The organism is Mucilaginibacter sp. SG538B (assembly GCF_013376065.1).
GTDB classification, from domain to species: Bacteria; Bacteroidota; Bacteroidia; order Sphingobacteriales; family Sphingobacteriaceae; genus Mucilaginibacter; species Mucilaginibacter rubeus.
This window is the reverse complement of the sequence record NZ_JABMJI010000001.1, coordinates 163,501-182,325: the sequence shown is the minus strand read 5'-3', so window position 1 is coordinate 182,325 and position 18,825 is coordinate 163,501. Positions and strand designations below refer to the sequence as shown.

7 protein-coding genes are annotated in these 18,825 nt (G+C 46.0%); 2 read left to right on the top strand and 5 right to left on the bottom strand.

From position 1 onward, the window contains the following. Positions 1 to 59: 59 nt before the first annotated feature. From FHW88_RS00650 to FHW88_RS00630, 5 genes are all read right to left on the bottom strand, one after another. Entirely contained in the window at positions 60 to 1,049 is a 990-nt protein-coding gene (locus FHW88_RS00650; RefSeq protein ID WP_208102419.1) for a family 43 glycosylhydrolase, read from the bottom strand. 41 nt (positions 1,050 to 1,090) lie between these two features. After that, a complete protein-coding gene (locus FHW88_RS00645) occupies positions 1,091 to 1,675 on the bottom strand; it encodes an RNA polymerase sigma factor (protein ID WP_176622361.1) in 585 nt (194 codons plus the stop codon). Positions 1,676 to 1,928: 253 nt separating this feature from the next. Then, positions 1,929 to 6,035: a two-component regulator propeller domain-containing protein gene (locus FHW88_RS00640; protein ID WP_176622359.1), complete on the bottom strand. Its 4,107-nt coding sequence runs from the start codon at positions 6,033 to 6,035 to the stop codon at positions 1,929 to 1,931. 517 nt (positions 6,036 to 6,552) lie between these two features. Next, entirely contained in the window at positions 6,553 to 7,575 is a 1,023-nt protein-coding gene (locus FHW88_RS00635; protein ID WP_176622357.1) for a substrate-binding domain-containing protein, read from the bottom strand. Positions 7,576 to 7,651: 76 nt separating this feature from the next. Beyond that, complete coding sequence (locus tag FHW88_RS00630) at positions 7,652 to 9,532, bottom strand: glycoside hydrolase family 97 protein (RefSeq protein WP_176622355.1); 1,881 nt, start codon at positions 9,530 to 9,532, stop codon at positions 7,652 to 7,654. A 208-nt stretch (positions 9,533 to 9,740) separates the two neighbouring features. Between FHW88_RS00630 and FHW88_RS00625 the strand changes: the two genes are divergently transcribed. Further along, complete coding sequence (locus FHW88_RS00625; RefSeq protein WP_176622353.1) at positions 9,741 to 11,225, top strand: glycosyl hydrolase family 28 protein; 1,485 nt, start codon at positions 9,741 to 9,743, stop codon at positions 11,223 to 11,225. A gap of 383 nt (positions 11,226 to 11,608) precedes the next feature. Then, a complete protein-coding gene (locus FHW88_RS00620; protein ID WP_176622352.1) occupies positions 11,609 to 18,778 on the top strand; it encodes a cellulose binding domain-containing protein in 7,170 nt (2,389 codons plus the stop codon). Positions 18,779 to 18,825: the final 47 nt, after the last annotated feature.

Here is an 18,825-nt window from a genome sequence, read left to right as displayed (position 1 = left end):
CCCTGCCCCTTAATCTATTAACTAACCTTATGAAGAATGAATTGCATGAAAATGCCTGATTAATTTGCAGTGCCGTTTTTCACGTCGATCTTAAACGGAGCCGGCTCAGGAAGCCAAAGCTTACCATCCCCGATCTGAACAGGCATCCATAAATACCGGGAATCCCATTGTTCTTTCGGTTTCCAGATATCTCCCAGATACAATACTGTCGTATCCTTCTTCCCGCTAACTTTAAGCAATAAGGTAGATTGTGAACCATATGTGTTTTTTTCCTTCGGCGCTATGTCTTTAAACTCCGACCACGGGCCTTCCAGGGTTTTTGCTGTGGCATACCGGTTAGGATTGGGCTTCCAGCCGGTAAGCGCGGAGCCTATGGCGTAATAAAGGCCCTTATAATGCACTATAGCCCCGCCTTCCATATGCTCGGCTATCAGGCACATTTCCCGGTCAATACTGAGGCAATCATCGGAAAGCCGGACGATATGAAACCCAAGCGGACGGTCTTCGAAAACAAGGTATGGCGTACCATCATCATCTATAAACTGGCCAATGTCGCGGCTTTCATGCTCCAGGGGCCTGAAGCTTTTCAGGTATTTAAAATCACCGTCGGGGCTGTCACTTACGGCGATGCCGACCCGGGCAAACTTATAAGTTGCATTGTCAAGATGGAAATACATAACATATTGCCGGCTCTTTTTGCTGTAGAAAACTTTGGGCCTTTCCAGAACCCAGCGCCGCCCCAGGTTTTCGGGATCGGTCATCTGAACAACATCGCCTTTGAATGTCCAGTTCGTCAGGTCTTTTGACGCATAACAGCTAACATAACGTTTATTTGAATCCAGTCCCCGCCGTCTTTCTTCGCCATACCAGTAGTATGTGTTCTTTATTTTTATAATCCCTCCGCCATGCGCCTGGATATGTTCTCCCCGGTTATCGGGCCAAACTGCCCCGGGGTTTATGATTTTTTGATGCTGTGCATATACCTGGCCTGTAATCAGCAAAGTCATGACAGCCATGGTTATTCTTTTTAAAAGTATTTTTTTAATCATTCGGTGTTTTTTTTGAAGGTCAGGAAATCTTATATACGTTTTTATGAAAGCACCAGTTCGGTTGTGGCAATCTTACTGCCTTCAGAAAGTTTAATACGCAGTTGATTGATGCCCCTGTGTACATGATTAACTACCGACTGATATTGTAACCCCGTTACTTCAGCAATCTGATCGTAATTCCAATTATCAAAATACCTTAAAAAGATCATCTCCTTCTGGCGCCTTGGCAAGGTATTCAAGGCAAGCGCAAGCATGTGCTCCACTTCTCTCCCGGTTTCTTCCAAAACAAGCACATCTTCCCTCGAAAAAACAATATCGATATCATGGCTTGCGGATAAGCCTACAAACTCGGGCCGCGCGGCCTTTAAAAAATTAATGGCAAGTGACCGCGCCGATTTAAAGAAATAGTATTTAACATTTTTAATAGGTCCAAATGTTATCCTCCGCTCCCACATTTTTATAAACAGTTCCTGTAAAACATCCTGGGCTGCATCCTCGTCTTTAATAATTTTATAGAGGTAGAAATACAAACCGGAATACAGTTCGTCATGTATCCTGCCAAAAGATTTGACATTTCCGTGGAGGGCTTCTTCCCACCATGTAGTTAGCTGGTTACAATTGTTCATATTGGCTTTAAAAACTGGTTTCTCTTTCAATTGGTCGTTGCCGACTTTAGGAACCTAAGCTGAAAACCGATTTACATAATCGATTAAGTAAGTTTGCCTATGGTTCTAATAACTGGTTTATATAAGCTAATATGAATAGATTTTATTCGGCAGATGGGACTCAAATTGGTCATTTATGCGGTATAAATTCGGCAATTTATCAATTTACTCAATTGATTAAGCAATGGAGAGAATATACATAAATAACTTAATATCAGTTAATTATATTTTTATTTTTCTTAAATACAGGTCTTTTTTGCTTAAGAAAGTCTGATGGGTTAGCGCCGAACAGTTTAAAAAACTGATCGCGGAAGTATTTAATGCTGTTAAAGCCTGTTTCAATGGCTACTTCATTAACATTCATATCCGACTGGATCAATAGCTCAGCCGCCTTTCTGAGGCGTATGTAGCGGATGAAGCTATTAACGGTATGACCCGACAGCGATTTAATTTTGCGGTAAAGATTTGAATGGCTCATGCCGATCTCTGAAGCCAGTATTTTGATGTTGAAGTTTTCGTCGGTAATGTGCTGCTCAACAATTTCGATACATTTTTCCAGGAAGTTTTTATACTCATCCGAAATAGTGACGTTAACCGATTTCAGGGTAATGGTATTATAAAAATAACTTTGAAGGTTACTCCTGTTTTGCAGCAGATTGGCAATGCGCGCTACCAGCACATCTTTATCAAAAGGTTTGGAAATATAGTCATCGGCGCCGCTTTCCAGCCCTTTGATCTTATTTTCGGCAGATGAGCTGGCTGTTAGTAAAATCATCGGGATATAGCTTAATTGCTGGTCCTGCTTAATGGTTGAGCAAAGTTCAATGCCATTTAAACCAGGCATCATTACATCACAGATAATAAGATCGGGCTGCTTTTCTTTCGCTTTCTGTAAACCGGTCAAACCATTATCTGCCTCGTAAACCCTGTAACGGCTTTCAAGAATGGAACAAATGTACGACCTGATCTCGCTGTCATCATCAATAACCAGGATCCTTTGCTTGTCGGTAAAAATCTTATCAGCTTCAAAATCAATATCATTAATTTGGTCGGCTTCAGCTATTGCCGGCTGGTCTTCAACCATTTCACTAAGCAAAGGCGATAAATCAGCGGCATCGGCTGCCGCTGCCACATCCGGCGAATAATGAGCTTTATCCTTTAACAGGGTTAAACAAAAATCAGAGCCCTTACCCGGCCCACTTTCAAACGTTAATGAGCCGCCGTGATCTATGGTAAACTGGCGGGCCAGGAATAAGCCGATCCCAAAGCCCCCTTTTGCCGCCTGGCCATGCGTATTTGACCTGTAAAACTTTTCGAAGATATGCTTCCCCGCTTCCGGGGATATTCCCGGGCCATTATCGGTCACATTGATCACCACCTCACCCGGCCCCGATTGCAGGCCAACGCACACGGCTTTCCCGGCTGGCGTATATTTAATAGCATTAGATATAAGATTAAACAGGATAATCTCAATCTTTTCCCTGTCTCCGTAAATCAGTACCGGCTCTTCCGGTACCTTTAATTCAAAACTGATACCCGAAAGCCTGGCCTGCTGCACAAAACATAAAAATACCTCCCGGCAAACAAGGGTAATGTCCATTGGCGCAATTTGCAGGACCCCGGCGCCAGAATCGGCCTTACGAAACAGCAGCAGCTGATCAACAAGGCTTAACAGCCGCCTTGAATTACGATAAACAATATTAAGTTCCGCACGGTTCTCAGGGCCAATTTTTGCAAGCAGATCCCTTAACGGGTTGATGATGAGCGAAAGGGGGGTACGAAACTCATGAGAAACGCCCGTGAAAAACTCTACGCGCCGGTCATTCAATTCGCGTTCCTTTTCCTGCAGGTCGCGCTGGTGTGCAGCGGCGGCATTGGCCAGTTGTACTTCATATTTAAGCCGCGTTTCCCTGAACCTATAACGCAGGTACCAATAAACAACTGCCGCAAGCAACATCGCGTAAATCATGTAAGCCCAGATGGTACGATACCAGGGCGGCAAAATAATGACATGAAGGAGGACTTCACGGCTGATCCATTGCCCTTCGGCATTGGTACAGTTAATTTTCAATGTATACGTACCGGGCGCTAAACGGGTATAAAGCGCATTACGCTGATGCGCTGCATACACCCATCCCCTGTCCCAGCCCTGGAGCGTATAACGGTAACCGATCCTATCCTGCGCGGTAAATTCGATAGCTGCGAAACTAACGGCTATTGATGCCTGATCGTAAGGAACCTCTAACGACCGGATAACATTCCCGGCAACCGTCTTCACATAGTCCGGATAAGTACTTATGGGCTTATTGTTAATTTTAATATCAGTTATAACAATGTTGGGAGCATCATGCAAGGGCAGGATTGCCTGCGGATGAAACATCGTGACACCATTGATTCCCCCAAACGCAAGCTGACCATTGTTTAGCCTTAAGCCAGCGTTAAAGTTAAACTCATTGCTCGCCAGGCCATCGCTTTCAAAAAAATTGGTAAAACTAACAGCTTTGGGATCAAAGCGGCAAAGCCCGTTGTAAGTGCTTAGCCACAAACGCTTTTGTGCGTCTTCCAAAATGGCCAGTACCGTATTATTACTAAGTCCGTTACTGGTGGTATAGTGGTGAATTATTTTTTCCTTAGACGCTGAAAAATACAACAAGCCGGCTTCTGTACCCAACCACATGTCGCCGTTGTTTGCTTTCTGCATTGATCTTACCGCTTTACCTACTGGATAAAACTTATGTGCGTTGCTTTTTTGATCAATCTTATAAACACCTTCAAAGTTTCCTGCCCAAAGGTTTCCAAAAAGGTCTTCGCCCATTGACAGGATGTTGGTCAGTGCCGCATCATACAACCTGAATTGGTTGTTGTGCTTATCATATAGAAACAGCCCGTCCTGTAAGCCGCTGGCCCAAAGATTTCCAGCATGGTCCAGGTACAGGCACCAGAACACTATCCGGCTGGCAACTCCCTGCCTGTCTATACCCCGAAATGTAGTGAATGTATTGGAACCCGGCTGGTACAGGTTAATACCGCCTCCATAAGTGGCAATCCAGGTCCTCCCTTCCCTATCCCCGGCAATACTGGTTACAAAATTTGAGCTTAGGGTTCCCGGCTGTGAAGCATCATGGCGAAAATTGGTGAAGTGATGCGCCTGCCGGTCCCAAATACTCAATCCGCCGCCGTCGGTACCTATCCACAGCCTGCCATCGGGGGCTTCATATAACGATTTAACAAAGTTACTGATAAGGCTATTGGCGTTCAGGTCATTATGCCTGATATTTACAAATCGTTCTTTCACCTCATCAATAACATTTACTCCGCCCCGTAATGTGCCGATCCACTTTCTGCCTTCGCGGTCTAAAAATAAAGCATAAACAGCACCACTTGAAAGTGAGTGCTCATCACTTCCCGCAGGCAGATAGCTGATCTTGTCGCGTCTGCTATCCAGGATCTGGATCCCGCCGCCATCAGTACTCACCCAAAGTGTACTATCGGGCATGACTTGCAGGCTCGTTATCCTGCCCGATTTGAAAGGCCCGTTAAACTCATCAAAAAGACGGTCATATTGCCCTGTTTTGAAATCATAATGGTGCAGGCCCTGGGTTGTGCCTACCCATAAACCATTGCCCTCCGGATAAATACAGGTAGCGCCGGTAACCGAAGGGTTCAATAACTTCAGACTACCGTGTGCGGCATCGTATTTAAAAAGGCCGGCGGCGCTGATCAGCGCATAGATCTCGTCGCCAGGCCCAACATACAACGCGTTAACGCTATAACCCTGTACAGCTTTTCCGTTATCATAGTATGGTATAACACGGCCGGTTCGTTTGCCCTTATCCATAACAATAAGGCCGTTGGAAAGAGTGGCAATGAAAATACGCCCGGAGCGGTCCGTTTTGATATCCCTGATAAAGGATGTCACGGGTGTTTCTTTGCCGGCCAAAATTGCATACGCCGGAGAAAACTCTTCTGTTACCGGGTTTAAGATACTTATGCCCTGGCGCGTACCTACCCATAAATTATTGGCCGCATCCTCTGCAATACAATTAATAAAATTATGAATAATTGATTGTTGCTTTTCGGGCTGATTGCGGTAAATACGGAAGTCATATCCGTTAAAACGGTTCAGGCCATCATAAGTGCCAAACCACATATAGCCCGAATGGTCCTGGAAAATACATCGTACTTCGCTGTTGGAAAGCCCGTCTTTGAGGCCAAGCCGCTGAATATTGGGTAAAGCAAGCGCCGCGGCATTGCTGTTTAAAATCAGTGCTCCTAAAATAATTACACAACACCAACGTGCGGCCGCTTTAAATGGCCGCATACAGGAGGATGCCGGTTGTTGAATACTGCTCAATTTGAATATAAGTGCCGCGAAACGTTTGGTTCTTGTTTCAAAAACTGTCCCGTCAGGTTAAACATTACTCCTGGCGCTTCTTTTTAGGTTCCTGATTTATTTTCTGAACAATTGAATTCCAGCTTTTTTTGATCGTTTGTTCGTCTGCTTTCGGATTCTTTATCTGAAATAGCTCTAAGGGTTCCGCTTCGTTTCGCTTTTTTTTCATAAATCGATACACTATCATGTCTGCACCCTGTAACATTTTACTCAAAACAAAAATATAATTATCTGACAAATAAAGAACAAGGATTATATCCGTGCCCCAACCGATCATTTTCCTCAATATTCCCTACTGTTTATCCTTAACAAAAAGGGCTTCCTTTCAGAAGCCTTATTATAACCAACTTAGCTAAACCGGACGGTTTATTAGGGGAGAGTTACAACAAAGACAATCCCAAACAGGTTTGATACTCATTTTTTTATTTTTTTTATTTCGGATAAATTACACCAGTAACCTTGCGGATGAATCCCTTATGATCAGTTTGGTTTTCAATAAAATATTTTGCGAATCGATCATGTGGTTATCCTGAAGCTCTTCCAATAAAATTTTGGTAACCCTGAGGCCGATCTCTTTAATTGGCTGGGCTACAGCGGTTATGGCCGGGTTAAAAAGGGCAAAATTGTTAATATCATCAAATACAGCAACACCGATGTCCCTGGCAATTATCAGTCCTGATTCTTTCAGGGCCTGCAGGCCGCTTAAGGCGAGATAGTTGGTTGCAAAAAAAATGGCATTTATATCCTTTTTACTTTTCAGGAGGCTTTTAAGGTTCTGGACGGTTTTGTGTGGATCTTCATTATAGATAATTTCTTTTAGGATAGATGGCAGCCCGTGTTTTTGGAGAGCCGCGTGATAACCGTTAACACGTTCGTTCATTTGATCCTGCCCGGCCGCAAGCGTAACCATGGCAATGTTCCGGAAGCCGTTATCTATCAAATGTAAAACAGCAGCCTCGCTGCCGCGAAAATTATCGACAAGTACTTTAGAACATTGCAGATCAGGCGAGGCGCGGTCGAACGCCACTACCGGGTAACCTTCCTTTACAAGCTGGTTGATATCATCGTCCAAGCCGGCAGTAGGCGCCACGATATACCCATCCACCTGGTAATTTTTAAAGGTTTGCAGCAGGTCACGGGCGATAACGGTCGAATTTTCAGAGCTGCCATAAATAACGCGGTAACCTTCTTTATAAATATGCTCTTCCACAACCCTGGCGATGGCCGAAAAAAAAGGATCGCTGATATCTTCCACAATCATGCCCACCGTTTTACTTTTTCCTGTCCGCAGGCTGGCTGCCAGCCGGTTTGGCCGGTAACCTACCTTTTCAACAAACCTCAGTATTTTATTTTCCAACGCCACGCTGATGCCATATTGCCTCGCCTTGCCATTAAGAACATAGGAAACAGATGCTTCTGACACTTTTAACGCGGCAGCAATATCTTTCAAAGCCAATTTTTTTTTCATTTCGCCCAAAGCAGGATCCTCCTTAAGTCAAACTAACACAATCATTAATAACGCAGCACAACAACATCTCCGCCCCCTATTTTATTTGAGGTCTTAAGATAACCGCCTGGCCCCCTTTTGCATCCAGGTCAACAACAAAAGCATCATTGTGCCTAAGCTCAACCTTTTTTACCTGTATGCCGCCCTGTCCGTCATCGCCATAAACAGTAGCGGTGTATACCTGATTTTTTTCCAGGAAATCGAGCTTGAAGCTTCCTCCCCATTTCTGAAGGCCTGCAGCGCTACCGAGGTACCAGATACGGCCTTTACGGCGTGCTACGGTAATGCCTTCGCCTATCTCTCCCTGTACATATTTGCTTTCGTCCCATACAGTGGGCACATATTTAAAAAATTCAATGTCTGCCTCATCCTTATAATCCTGCGACCGCCCGTACCAGAAAATCGCCTGGAGCGGGTCAAAGTATACAATGGTCAGGGCCATTTGCTGGGCTTTGCTCACCTGGATATTTTTACTGTAATCATTCACCTTGTTGGGGTAGCAAAAGGTAAAATCGGCAGGGCCGGCCAGGTAACGCGTAAATGGCAATACGGTATTATGGAAAGCATCAGGACTGTTTTCATCGCCTCTGATCCCTTCCTGGCTCAGCACACACGGATACCGGCGGCTTAAACCTGTGGGTTTATAATGATCATGTACGTTGAGTATCATGCCATAATCATTTCCTTTTTTCATGGCCGAATCAAGCCAGGCAAGGCCTTTCTGCGTGCCGCCATCTACAAACCCAAACTTTAGCCCGCTAACTCCCCACTTTTTATAAAGCGGCAATATGATATCTATCTTAGCTTTGAGCCCCACATAATTTACGTATAAAATAACGCCGATGCCTTTTTGCCGGGCATGGGCAATGATATCCGGCAAGTGGAAATCAGGTAAGTATCTGGTAGGATCAGAGGTAGTTCGAAATTCGGCACCGTACCAGCCTGCATCAACCAAAATGTATTGAAAGTTCATTTTTTGAGCAAAATCAATTCCATCAAGGGCGCCTTGCGTATTGATAGGTACCCTGAAAACCTTTCCGGGTTTTACATAATCAGGCACCTCATTACTAAGTGGTTTAACCAGTTTAAGATTAAGCTGACTAAACGCGTGCAAACCTATGGCAGTACTGCTGCAACTGATGGTTCGCCAGGGAGTAATGAGACTATCGGTGAACCGGATTAATGAATCCTTCCGAACCGATTTAACGCGATGGTCGCGGTAAATGGTATCCGTATAAAATTGTAACGACAGGCTATTGGGGCGGCTGCCGTGAACCAATACGCATTTGGTGTAATTGCGGTTATCGGCTTCGCCTATACTTATATATGACTGTGCGGCGGTAAGCGTTGAAGGAAGGTCACTGGTACCCGGCAATGAATCGACCATAACCGGCCGGAAAACAGATTCTTCGTGATACTGGTAAATGCGATAGCTTGTTGCAAGGTTAAACTCCGTTAGTTCCGATTTAAGTTGTACAATGCTATCACCAAGCTGCTTACAGACATACCTAAACGCCAGGCTTCCATCATATACCCTTACGATAATATCATAATTACCTCTGCCAGAGGTGCAATGAAGCATGAGCTCGTTACAATGGTTTACCAGGCTGGCATCTTCTCCCAGCGGCCACAAAAACTTTTCATTGATTTCTTTTTTGGCCGATCCCTTTAACGTGATACCCCGAACTAATGAAGAACCGGTAGTTTCGATCCCCAAACGCGACCAGTTAACAATTAACCGTGTATTGAAAATTAACCGATAATACAGCTGCCCTTGCTCATCCAGTGAAAATTGCGCCCGCGTACGGTTATCTGGTGAATAAAGCAGTGCAACAACCTTTTGTTTTGCGGACACAGCATTATTGCAAAAGGGAGAAAGGGCTATAAAAAAGGCAAAAAAAAGGTATTTATTCTTCATTGTTTAGGATACGGGGCAACAACAGTAATAAGGACAAGCAATGCTCTTAAATATACTCAAAGAGATTAGTGATTTAGTTCAAATTGTTCAGGGTATTTCATTAGGGCACATTATCTCCGGCAAATGCAGTTATTTTTTCGATATAGTTTTTTTATTGAGTATGAGAATCCGCCTTTATTGTCTTCCTCTATACACTATAAAAACTTCTATGAACAAATTCCTGGCACTGACATGTGCAGTCGTATTTTTATTAAAAACAGTCAAGGCAGAAATCATAACTTATAAAGCACCCGAAAGTAACTTAGTTAATCATACAATTAAAGTAGATGTGCGGCAGGGCACAGGCAACTGGCAGCCCTTAGATGTATATACCGCCGATGTAGCGGCTCGTTTTGACGCGCAGCGCATTATTAAAAAAACCACTTTTACTTATTTTGATTGTTCCGGTTCGATAAAGCTTCGGGTTAAGCTAAACCAGGGGAATATCAAAGAAGTAAGGATCAGACCTACGGCATACGGCATCAAGCCCGAGGTTAAAGGCAACGTTGTGGAATTTGAATTAAACGCTTCGCAATATGTTTCATTAGAGGTAAACGGCAACATTTTTGAAAACCTGCAGATTTTTGCTAATCCTATAGAAAACAGCCGTCCCACAAAAGCCAATGCGCAAACACTTTATTTCGGCCCGGGCATCCATAAAATCGGCCGGATGGTGATCCCCTCGGGTAAAACCGTGTATGTGGCCGGCGGCGCTATTGTTGAAGGCTCATTTGTTATAGATCATGCAGAGAACGTCAGGATCTGCGGCCGCGGAATCCTTACACAGCACCCGGTACAGGGCGACAGCGTTAAACCCCAAAATACTACAGGAACAATCTCAAAATTAAGGAATGACCATTTGATCATCCAGAACAGCAATAACGTCAGTGTCGACGGGATCATTGAATTACCAACGGGTTATTCTATTTTGATGGGCGAATCAAAGCATGTGAGTATAAGTAATTTCAAAGCTTTCAGTGCAACCGGTAATGCCGATGGTATCGACATCTTTTGCAGTCAGGATATTAAGCTTGATCATATATACATGCGAAACTCTGACGATTGCATCGCCATTTACGGTCACCGCTGGAACTATTACGGCAATACCTCAGATATCTCAATTAACAACGCCATTTTATGGGCTGATGTAGCCCATCCCCTGCTGATTGGTACGCACGGCGATACTGACCACCCGGATACCTTACAAAATATCCGGGTTCAGAATATGACTGTACTTGACCATAACGAAAACCAGCTTGATTACCAGGGCTGCATAGCACTTAATGCCGGCGACAGCAACCTGATCAGGAATGTCAGTTTTGAAAACGTGGAGATTGAGGATATCCGCAAGGGGCAACTGTTTAATTTAAGAGTGATGTACAACCGAAAATATAACACCTCTCCCGGGCTGGGGATCGAGAACATACTGTTCAGGAATGTTAATTATAACGGCAAGCGGGCTAATATGTCTGTTATAGCCGGCTACGATGACAAACGCGGCATCAGGAACGTTATATTTGAAAACCTGAAGATAAACGGCACCCTGATATTCGATAAGATGCCGGGCAAACCCGGCTTTTATAAAACAAGTGACATGGCCAATATATTTGTGGGTGAACATGTGGATGAGATCCAATTTTTGCGCAAGGATTGAGCCGGATAAACGTAAGGCTTATTGACCATCTCGTCATACGCATTATTTTCTTACGCCTCCAATTTCATAAACGGTGTTCGGAATAAAAAAGCGCAGCAGTGTGTGATTTTTTTCCTATCAATAATTGAAAAAATGTTCCGAACAGCTATGTCTTTTTCTCTTCTCCCCCCACTTAGCTCCCATACTAAAGAGACTTATTCCGAGCGATTTAAAGTCGAAAGCCTGGCTTAAAAATTTCAAAAACACCACGTTGCTGTGAGTATCATTTACAGCAGTCATTGTCTTTGATGTGTCCGATTATAAAACTGTTTTGTTCCACGTCCTTACACGACTTCCAAACATACCGGAACGGCAGTAAATATGTTTACCTAAACAATTAAACCATGAAAAAACTTTTTACGCTTTGTAATTATTTGACAGGTACGCACCGGCGGATAAGGCTGCTGTTGTTTTCGCTGTCGATGTTTGTCACGATGGGTGTATGCGCCCAACCTTTTGTCCATCCTGGCGTGGCCTTTAACCGGGCCGATTTGGATCAATTGAAAGCCAACATTAGCCGCGAACCATGGCTATCCGGTTATAATGCATTTAAAAACGACTCGCATTCACAATTGGGCTATGGGCAAAAGGGTCCTTTTGCAACGGTTACCAGGGCGCCCAATCTCAACAACAGCGCCTGGATTGATGATATGCAGGCTGTTCACAACCTGGCCTGGATGTGGTGGTTTACGGGCGACTCTACTTATGCCCGCAAAGCTACCAATATGTTGGATGCCTGGGCAGTAACCAATACTACCTGGGGCGGCGGAGAATCCATGCTGGATATTGGCGATTATGCCCAGTATTGGGGCGTAGGTGCTGAAATCCTTCGATCTACTTTTCCTGGTTGGACCCCAGCCAATACACAGCATGTAAAAAGTTATTTTGCCAATGTTTTGTTTCCAACTTCCTGGGTACCTAGCCCCTTGCGCGATGCGAATAAAGGGGCTCTTCAGTTAAAAATTGCCCTTGCCGCCTCGGTTTTTTGCGATGATGCAACCCGGTTTAACCAGGCGGTGGAAGTGTACCGGATGGATGCCGGAGGTGGGATGCGCAATTCATTGCCCGGTGGTGAAGTAGGAGATTCGGGCCGGGACGACCATTGGCGTGTGCAGGCAGCAGCATTGGCCTGGGGCGCAGAAGTTGCCTACAAGCAAGGTGCAGATATGTTTGCCGAATTGGATAACCGGGTATTAGCTATCGGTGAGTTGTATCATAAATACGCTTTTGACGGCGCAACAATGACCTTTATCCCGTTGGGAGGGTATGCAAGTTACTGGACCGGCTGGGGAATTCAGCCCGGAGCAAGGACCGGCGATATGACTAATCTTATTTACAGCGCTTATGCTGTACGCAAGGGCATACCTACTCCTAATACCGACAGGATGAGGGCTGCGTTAATGCAGCCCGGTGCAACCAATTATTCTCCGGCCGGCGGCAATTTCTTATACCTGAAATCATCAGATACGTCTACCGCTGTTAAATTGCCACAGGTGTATTATCCTGCTGATCATGTGCAGCCGGTGAGCAATCTAACAAATATAGATATCGGTAATACCGGATTGGCGGGCAGCGCCTCCTATAATAACGGGGTTTGGACACTTCAAGGTGCCGGAACTTCCACCAGTAATGCCTTCAGCTTTAATTTTAAGAAAATTAGCGGCGATGCGGGCCTGGTGGTAAAAGTTGAGAATATGTCGTTAAATACCGGTGGTTGCGGGGTCATGTTACGCCAATCGTTGGCGCCCGGTTCGGCTTTTTATGATATTTTCCTTAAAGCGACAGGCGGTGCCGGAAACCACTACCAACCCAAAGCCCCCTGGTGGTTAAAAATTGAGCGTGTAGGTACCCGCATATTTACATACCATTCGCAGGATGGCATTAGTTGGACCGGGCTCGGTTGCTGGTATTCTGCAACAGGTTTCCCCACTGATTTGTATGCCGGATTTTATACCCTTTCCAGTAATAACTCGGCACTAAATACCGCCACGTTCAGTAATGTGGCCTATAGTCAATCTGCACCTGCCGGGTCTCCGGAGATTAGCAGCGCTACCACCGCCACAGCTACCAGTGGTGCGCCTTTCAGTTATAACATCGTAGCCAGTGCTAATCCATCTTCTTATAGTGCCACTGGCTTACCATCGGGGCTTAGCATTGATGCGGTTACCGGTATCATCTCGGGTACACCTACCACGTTAGGGCAAAGCGAAATTACCATAGCAGCCACTAATGCCAGCGGCACCGGCACGGCAACGCTCATGCTGAATGTGGTCAATAACCAGGCGCCGGCAGCGCCCGCTTCAGCTGCGGCAGCGGTTGTTAACGCTACACAAATTAATATTTCCTGGGTAGCTTCAGCCAATGCTACCAGCTATTCGGTAAAACGGTCGTCGTCATCCAACGGGCCGTTTACCACTATACAATCAGGTATAACCAACACATCATATATAGATGCCAGCCCTGTACCCGAGGTAAGCAATTATTATGTTGTGACCGCGCTTGCCGGAACATTGGAAAGCGGAAACTCGAATGTTATTTTCTCATCCGTACCACCGGCTGCCCCGGCGCAGCCTGCGGCTGTTAATAAAAACAAGGAGGTTGACTTGAGCTGGAATGCAGCAGCAGGGGCGGCTACTTATAATGTAAAACGCGCTACCATAAGCGGCGGTCCTTATACTACCGTAGCCAATGTTTCAACTACGGTATACGCGGATCTGAATGTAAGCAACGGAAGCCCATACTATTATGTTGTTTCATCTGTTGGCCAAACCAAAGAAAGCTCCAATTCGGCCGAAACATTTGGCGTACCCGGCTCAAGCACTTCAACATGGAGCCAGCAGCCCGAGTCCGACTCGCTTACCCTGGCCCGGAACTGGCAGGAAAACGCGACACCTGTTAATCCAGCCATTATTACTTTTCAAAACAGTGCAGATACCGTACTGACCAACGACATCCCAAACCTTGTAGCCTCGAGAATTCAGTTTAATGCAAACGCCGGCAGCTATACCATTGACGGCGCAGCAATTCATTTGCGAAATGACCTGGTTAATAACAGTTCTGGCTACCAAACCCTGAAGATGCCTGTAACACTCGATACATTACTTAATGTAAACACCCCCAATGCGAGCGGCACTGTAGCATTAACCGGGCAAATAACAGGCACAGGCAGCCTGCTCAAGAACGGTATCGGGTTTCTGTATGCAGGGGGCAACAACACCTACTCCGGCGGTACTATCCTCAACGGAAACGGGCAAAGCTGGCCGCCGGTTTATGGCATGGAAGTATCGGGAACAAGTACAGGAGCGCCTTCCGCCCCTACATCAGGCCCGCTCGGTACCGGAAAAATAACCATGAACGGCGGCGCGCTTTTTTCGGCCAACGGCGATGCTACCTTGTACAACGATATTGAAATCGCTGCCGGAAAAACCAGTTATTTTTACCAAACCAGCAACGCCCTGAACCTTTACGGGCGGCTTACCGGCAGCGGAACAATTATTCAGGATGGTAACGTGTATGCCGGTTTACATTTGTTTGCCGATAACAGCAGCTTCACCGGGTACTTTGTATCCAAATTACGCAGCGGCAACTCACGTACCCGCTTTGAAGTACCCCAGTCAGGCAGCGCGAATGCTTCATGGAATCTTGACGCCAATGGTAATGATTGTCAGGGCATCATGTTCCCTACCGGTACTATCAGTTTTGGTGCGTTAAGCGGCCGCGGTGCTATCCGTACTGATGGTGGCGGCAGCCCAACCATCAGCATCGGTGCACTGAACATAACTACCACCTACGGCGGAACGATGACCGGCAGTATGAACGTAGAGAAAGTTGGTACAGCTATTCTGACATTTACCGGTAACCAGGCTTATTCCGGAACAACGACGATAAAAAACGGCACTTATTTGCTCAATAACGATCCTAACAGCGGCACATTCACCAGTCCGGTGGTTGCCACGGCCGGCACGTTTGGCGGCAGTGGCAAAAGCACGTCATCGGCTACTATTGGTACCGGTTCGGGTATAGGAGCGGTACTGGCACCCGGTAACCAGGCCATTGGCACCATAAAAGTGGGTACCCTCACCATGAATGCCGATGCCACCTATAAAGCAGAGTTAAGCACCAGTTCGGCCACCAATGATAAGGTAAGTACAGCCGTTGTTAATTTAGTGAACCAGCCTAAACTGCAGATCACGGCTATCGACTCGACCAGCCTGGCCCAGGGAAGTTCGTTCACTATCATTGATAACACCGGAAGCGCGGCAATATCCGGTACATTTAAAGGCTTGCCCGAACTTGCTCCGGTAACCGTTGGTAGTTTTACACTGCGCATCAGCTATAAAGGCGGTACGGGCAATGACGCTGTGCTGCTGGACGACCGGCCATTACCGGTAATTATCACCAGCGCGCCAACGGATACCACGCTGATAGGAAAACCTATGACTTATACGGTAACCGGAATTAAGTCGCCCAACCATTTTTCGGCCAGCGGATTGCCGGCCGGGTTACAAATTGATTCTTTATCAGGCAAAATTTCAGGAACACCAACGGAATCAGGCACCTTTAATGTAAGCCTGTCGGCAGGCAACGGCAGTACAACAGGTACTTCGACATTGGTACTCACGGTACTTAGCAGTGCTGTAAACTCTTTGACAGTTGCCGCGGGCGATGCCAAAAACATCCTTGAATGGCAATCACTTCCAGGCTACAGTTATAACGTTAAACGTTCAACAACTTCCGGCGGGCCATATACCGCACTTGGCTCGGTTAGTAACCTTACCTTCACCGACAGCAATGTAAGCAATGGCACAACCTATTTTTATGTGATAGCCCCTGCAGACAGTACCGGCGAAGGTACCAAAAGCACAGAAGTGGTTGCTAAACCCAATGCCGGGCAACGCGACTTTTATCAATTTGATGAGGTAAGCGGCAGCAAAGGCATTGATGCCTGGGGTGCCAATCATGCTGCACTCGCGGCAACAGCAAGTCGTGCTGCGGGTAAATATGGAAAATCTTTGCTGCTTGATGGTTCGGCGAACGCTTATGCAACATTGCCTGCCGGTATTTTCAGTACCTTGAACGATTTTACCATATCTGCCTGGGTGCGGATGGACGCCATAAGTACCTGGATGCGTGTTTTTGACTTTGGCTCAAGCACCACACAATACATGTTCCTTACTGTACAGGCCGGTGTTACCAACGGGCAGTCAACCATTCGTTACGCTACTAAAAACGGCTCGGCTGCAGAACAGAATATCAATTACAATTACACCTTCCCATTAAATACCTGGACCTACCTGGCGGTAACCCGGGCGGGCACTACTACTACACTTTATATAAATGGTACATCAGTTGCCTCCTCAACAAACATTACCATCAAACCATCGGCGCTCGGCAGCACCACACAAAATTACCTGGGCAAATCGCAGTTTGCCGATCCGATGTTCAAAGGCTCCATTGATAATTTCAAGATCTACGGCAGGGCATTAAGCAGCACCGAAATTGCTGCCGATATATTGGGCGATCAAACAATTACCTTCGCCTCCTTCAGCGGAAAAACATTCGGTGATGCAGATTTTGTACCCCCGGCGACAGTTTCATCAGGTTTAGCGGTTTCTTACAGCAGTTCAGATACTACTGTTGCCAGTGTGATCAATGGCAACATCCACATTAAAGCGGCCGGAACAACAACCATCACTGCTTCCCAGGCCGGAAACAGCAGTTTTAAAGCAGCTACTTCTATTAATCAAAGCCTCACCATTAGCCAAAACGCACAAACCATTACGTTTAATGCGATCCCTGCAAAAACAGTTGCCGACAGCGATTTTGCGGCCGGTGCTGTAGCCAGTTCTGGCCTTGCGGTAAGCTATAGCAGTTCGGACAGTACGGTAGTTCATATAGCGGGCGGAAAGTTGCACATAACCGGTGCGGGTACCGCCGTGATCACCGCGTCCCAGGGTGGGAATACTAATTATCTTGCGGCATCACCGGTTACACAAACACTTACCGTTAACAAGCTGAGCCAAAGCATCAGTTTTGCCGCGTTACCTCTAAGCAGGCCTGGCGATGCAGATGTCAGCCTGAATGCGACAGCTACTTCCGGGCTTACAGTTGTTTACACCAGCTCAAACTTAAACGTAGCTACGATAATCAATAATAAGCTGCATATTGTAGGCGCGGGCAGCAGTGCTATTACAGCGCAGCAAGGTGGCAACACTCGTTTTGACACGACAGCCTCAAGCAAAACCTTCATCGTATTGCCATACAATGTCCAGGTACAATCCTCCGACGGCGATAACAACCAGCCTGTAAACAATCTCATTAAGCCATTTCTGAAAATTGTTAACCAGGATTCTGTCGCCATTAATTTAAACGAACTGACCATGAGGTATTGGTTTACCGCGGAAAATTATGCCGGGATCAATTCGTGGATTGATTATGCCCAAATGGGGAACAGTAACGTTACCATGAAATATGTTCAGTTACCCAACCCGCGCACAGGCGCCCTGGGTTATATAGAATATGGTTTCTTGAATAACGGCCAGCTCAGCGCAGGCGGCAATTCCGGGGTTATTCAGTCGAGGTTTGCCAACCAGGACTGGTCAAACTTTTCGGAGGCCGATGATTATTCATACCTGCCATACACCGGGAGCTATGCCGCAAACAGCCATATCACCCTTTACCGCAACGGGCAGTTAATTTACGGTACCGAGCCTGCTGCAGTTACAGCTACCACGGCTTTTACTGTATCTTATCAAAACCAAAATCAAAGCACTTCCGGAAATACGATCAGTACCTACCTGGCGCTTAACAATACCGGAAACGTGCCTGTCAATTACAGCGATCTTTCCGTTCGTTATTGGTTTAGCCGCGAAGGCACAGCAGGATTGAATTTCTCGGTAAGCTATGCCAAACTGGGCAACAGCAAAATCAACAACCGGTTTGTTACTTTAAGTCCCCCTTTAACCGGGGCAGACACCTATCTTGAATTAACCATCGATCCATCGGCCGGTTCGCTTTACCCCTTAAGCAATACCGGTAACATTCAATGCCAGGTTAATAAAACAGACTGGTCGGCATTTAACGAGGCCAATGATTATTCGTTTGCTGCTAAAGCTGCTATGGCGCTTAACAGCCATATTACCGTTTACTATAAAGATCAGCTGATTTATGGAACTGAACCTACATTGCTCAGCAGCAATTCGCTGGCTTCAACCATAGGTCAAAAAACCGGTATTGTACAGGATAACAGCGTACCTATCGGTACTGTTCAAAACAATGTGATCTATCCAAACCCGGTGGCTGCACGCAGCTTCAACATTAAACTAACGCCCGACCTGGAGCAGAAAGAGATCAACCTGGTTATCCGGGATAATTTTGGCAAGGTTATGCAAAGCGGCAGGTATCGTGGTTTTGGCGGTAACCTTGGGGTTCAGTTAACCCGCTCGTATATGACCGGTGTTTACTTTGTTCAGATCAACAATCTGGCACCATTGCGCATGATAGTAAGCCCATGATTTTAGCTAAAAGCAGAATGCACGAAGCTTAAAGCTAAAAACTTTAA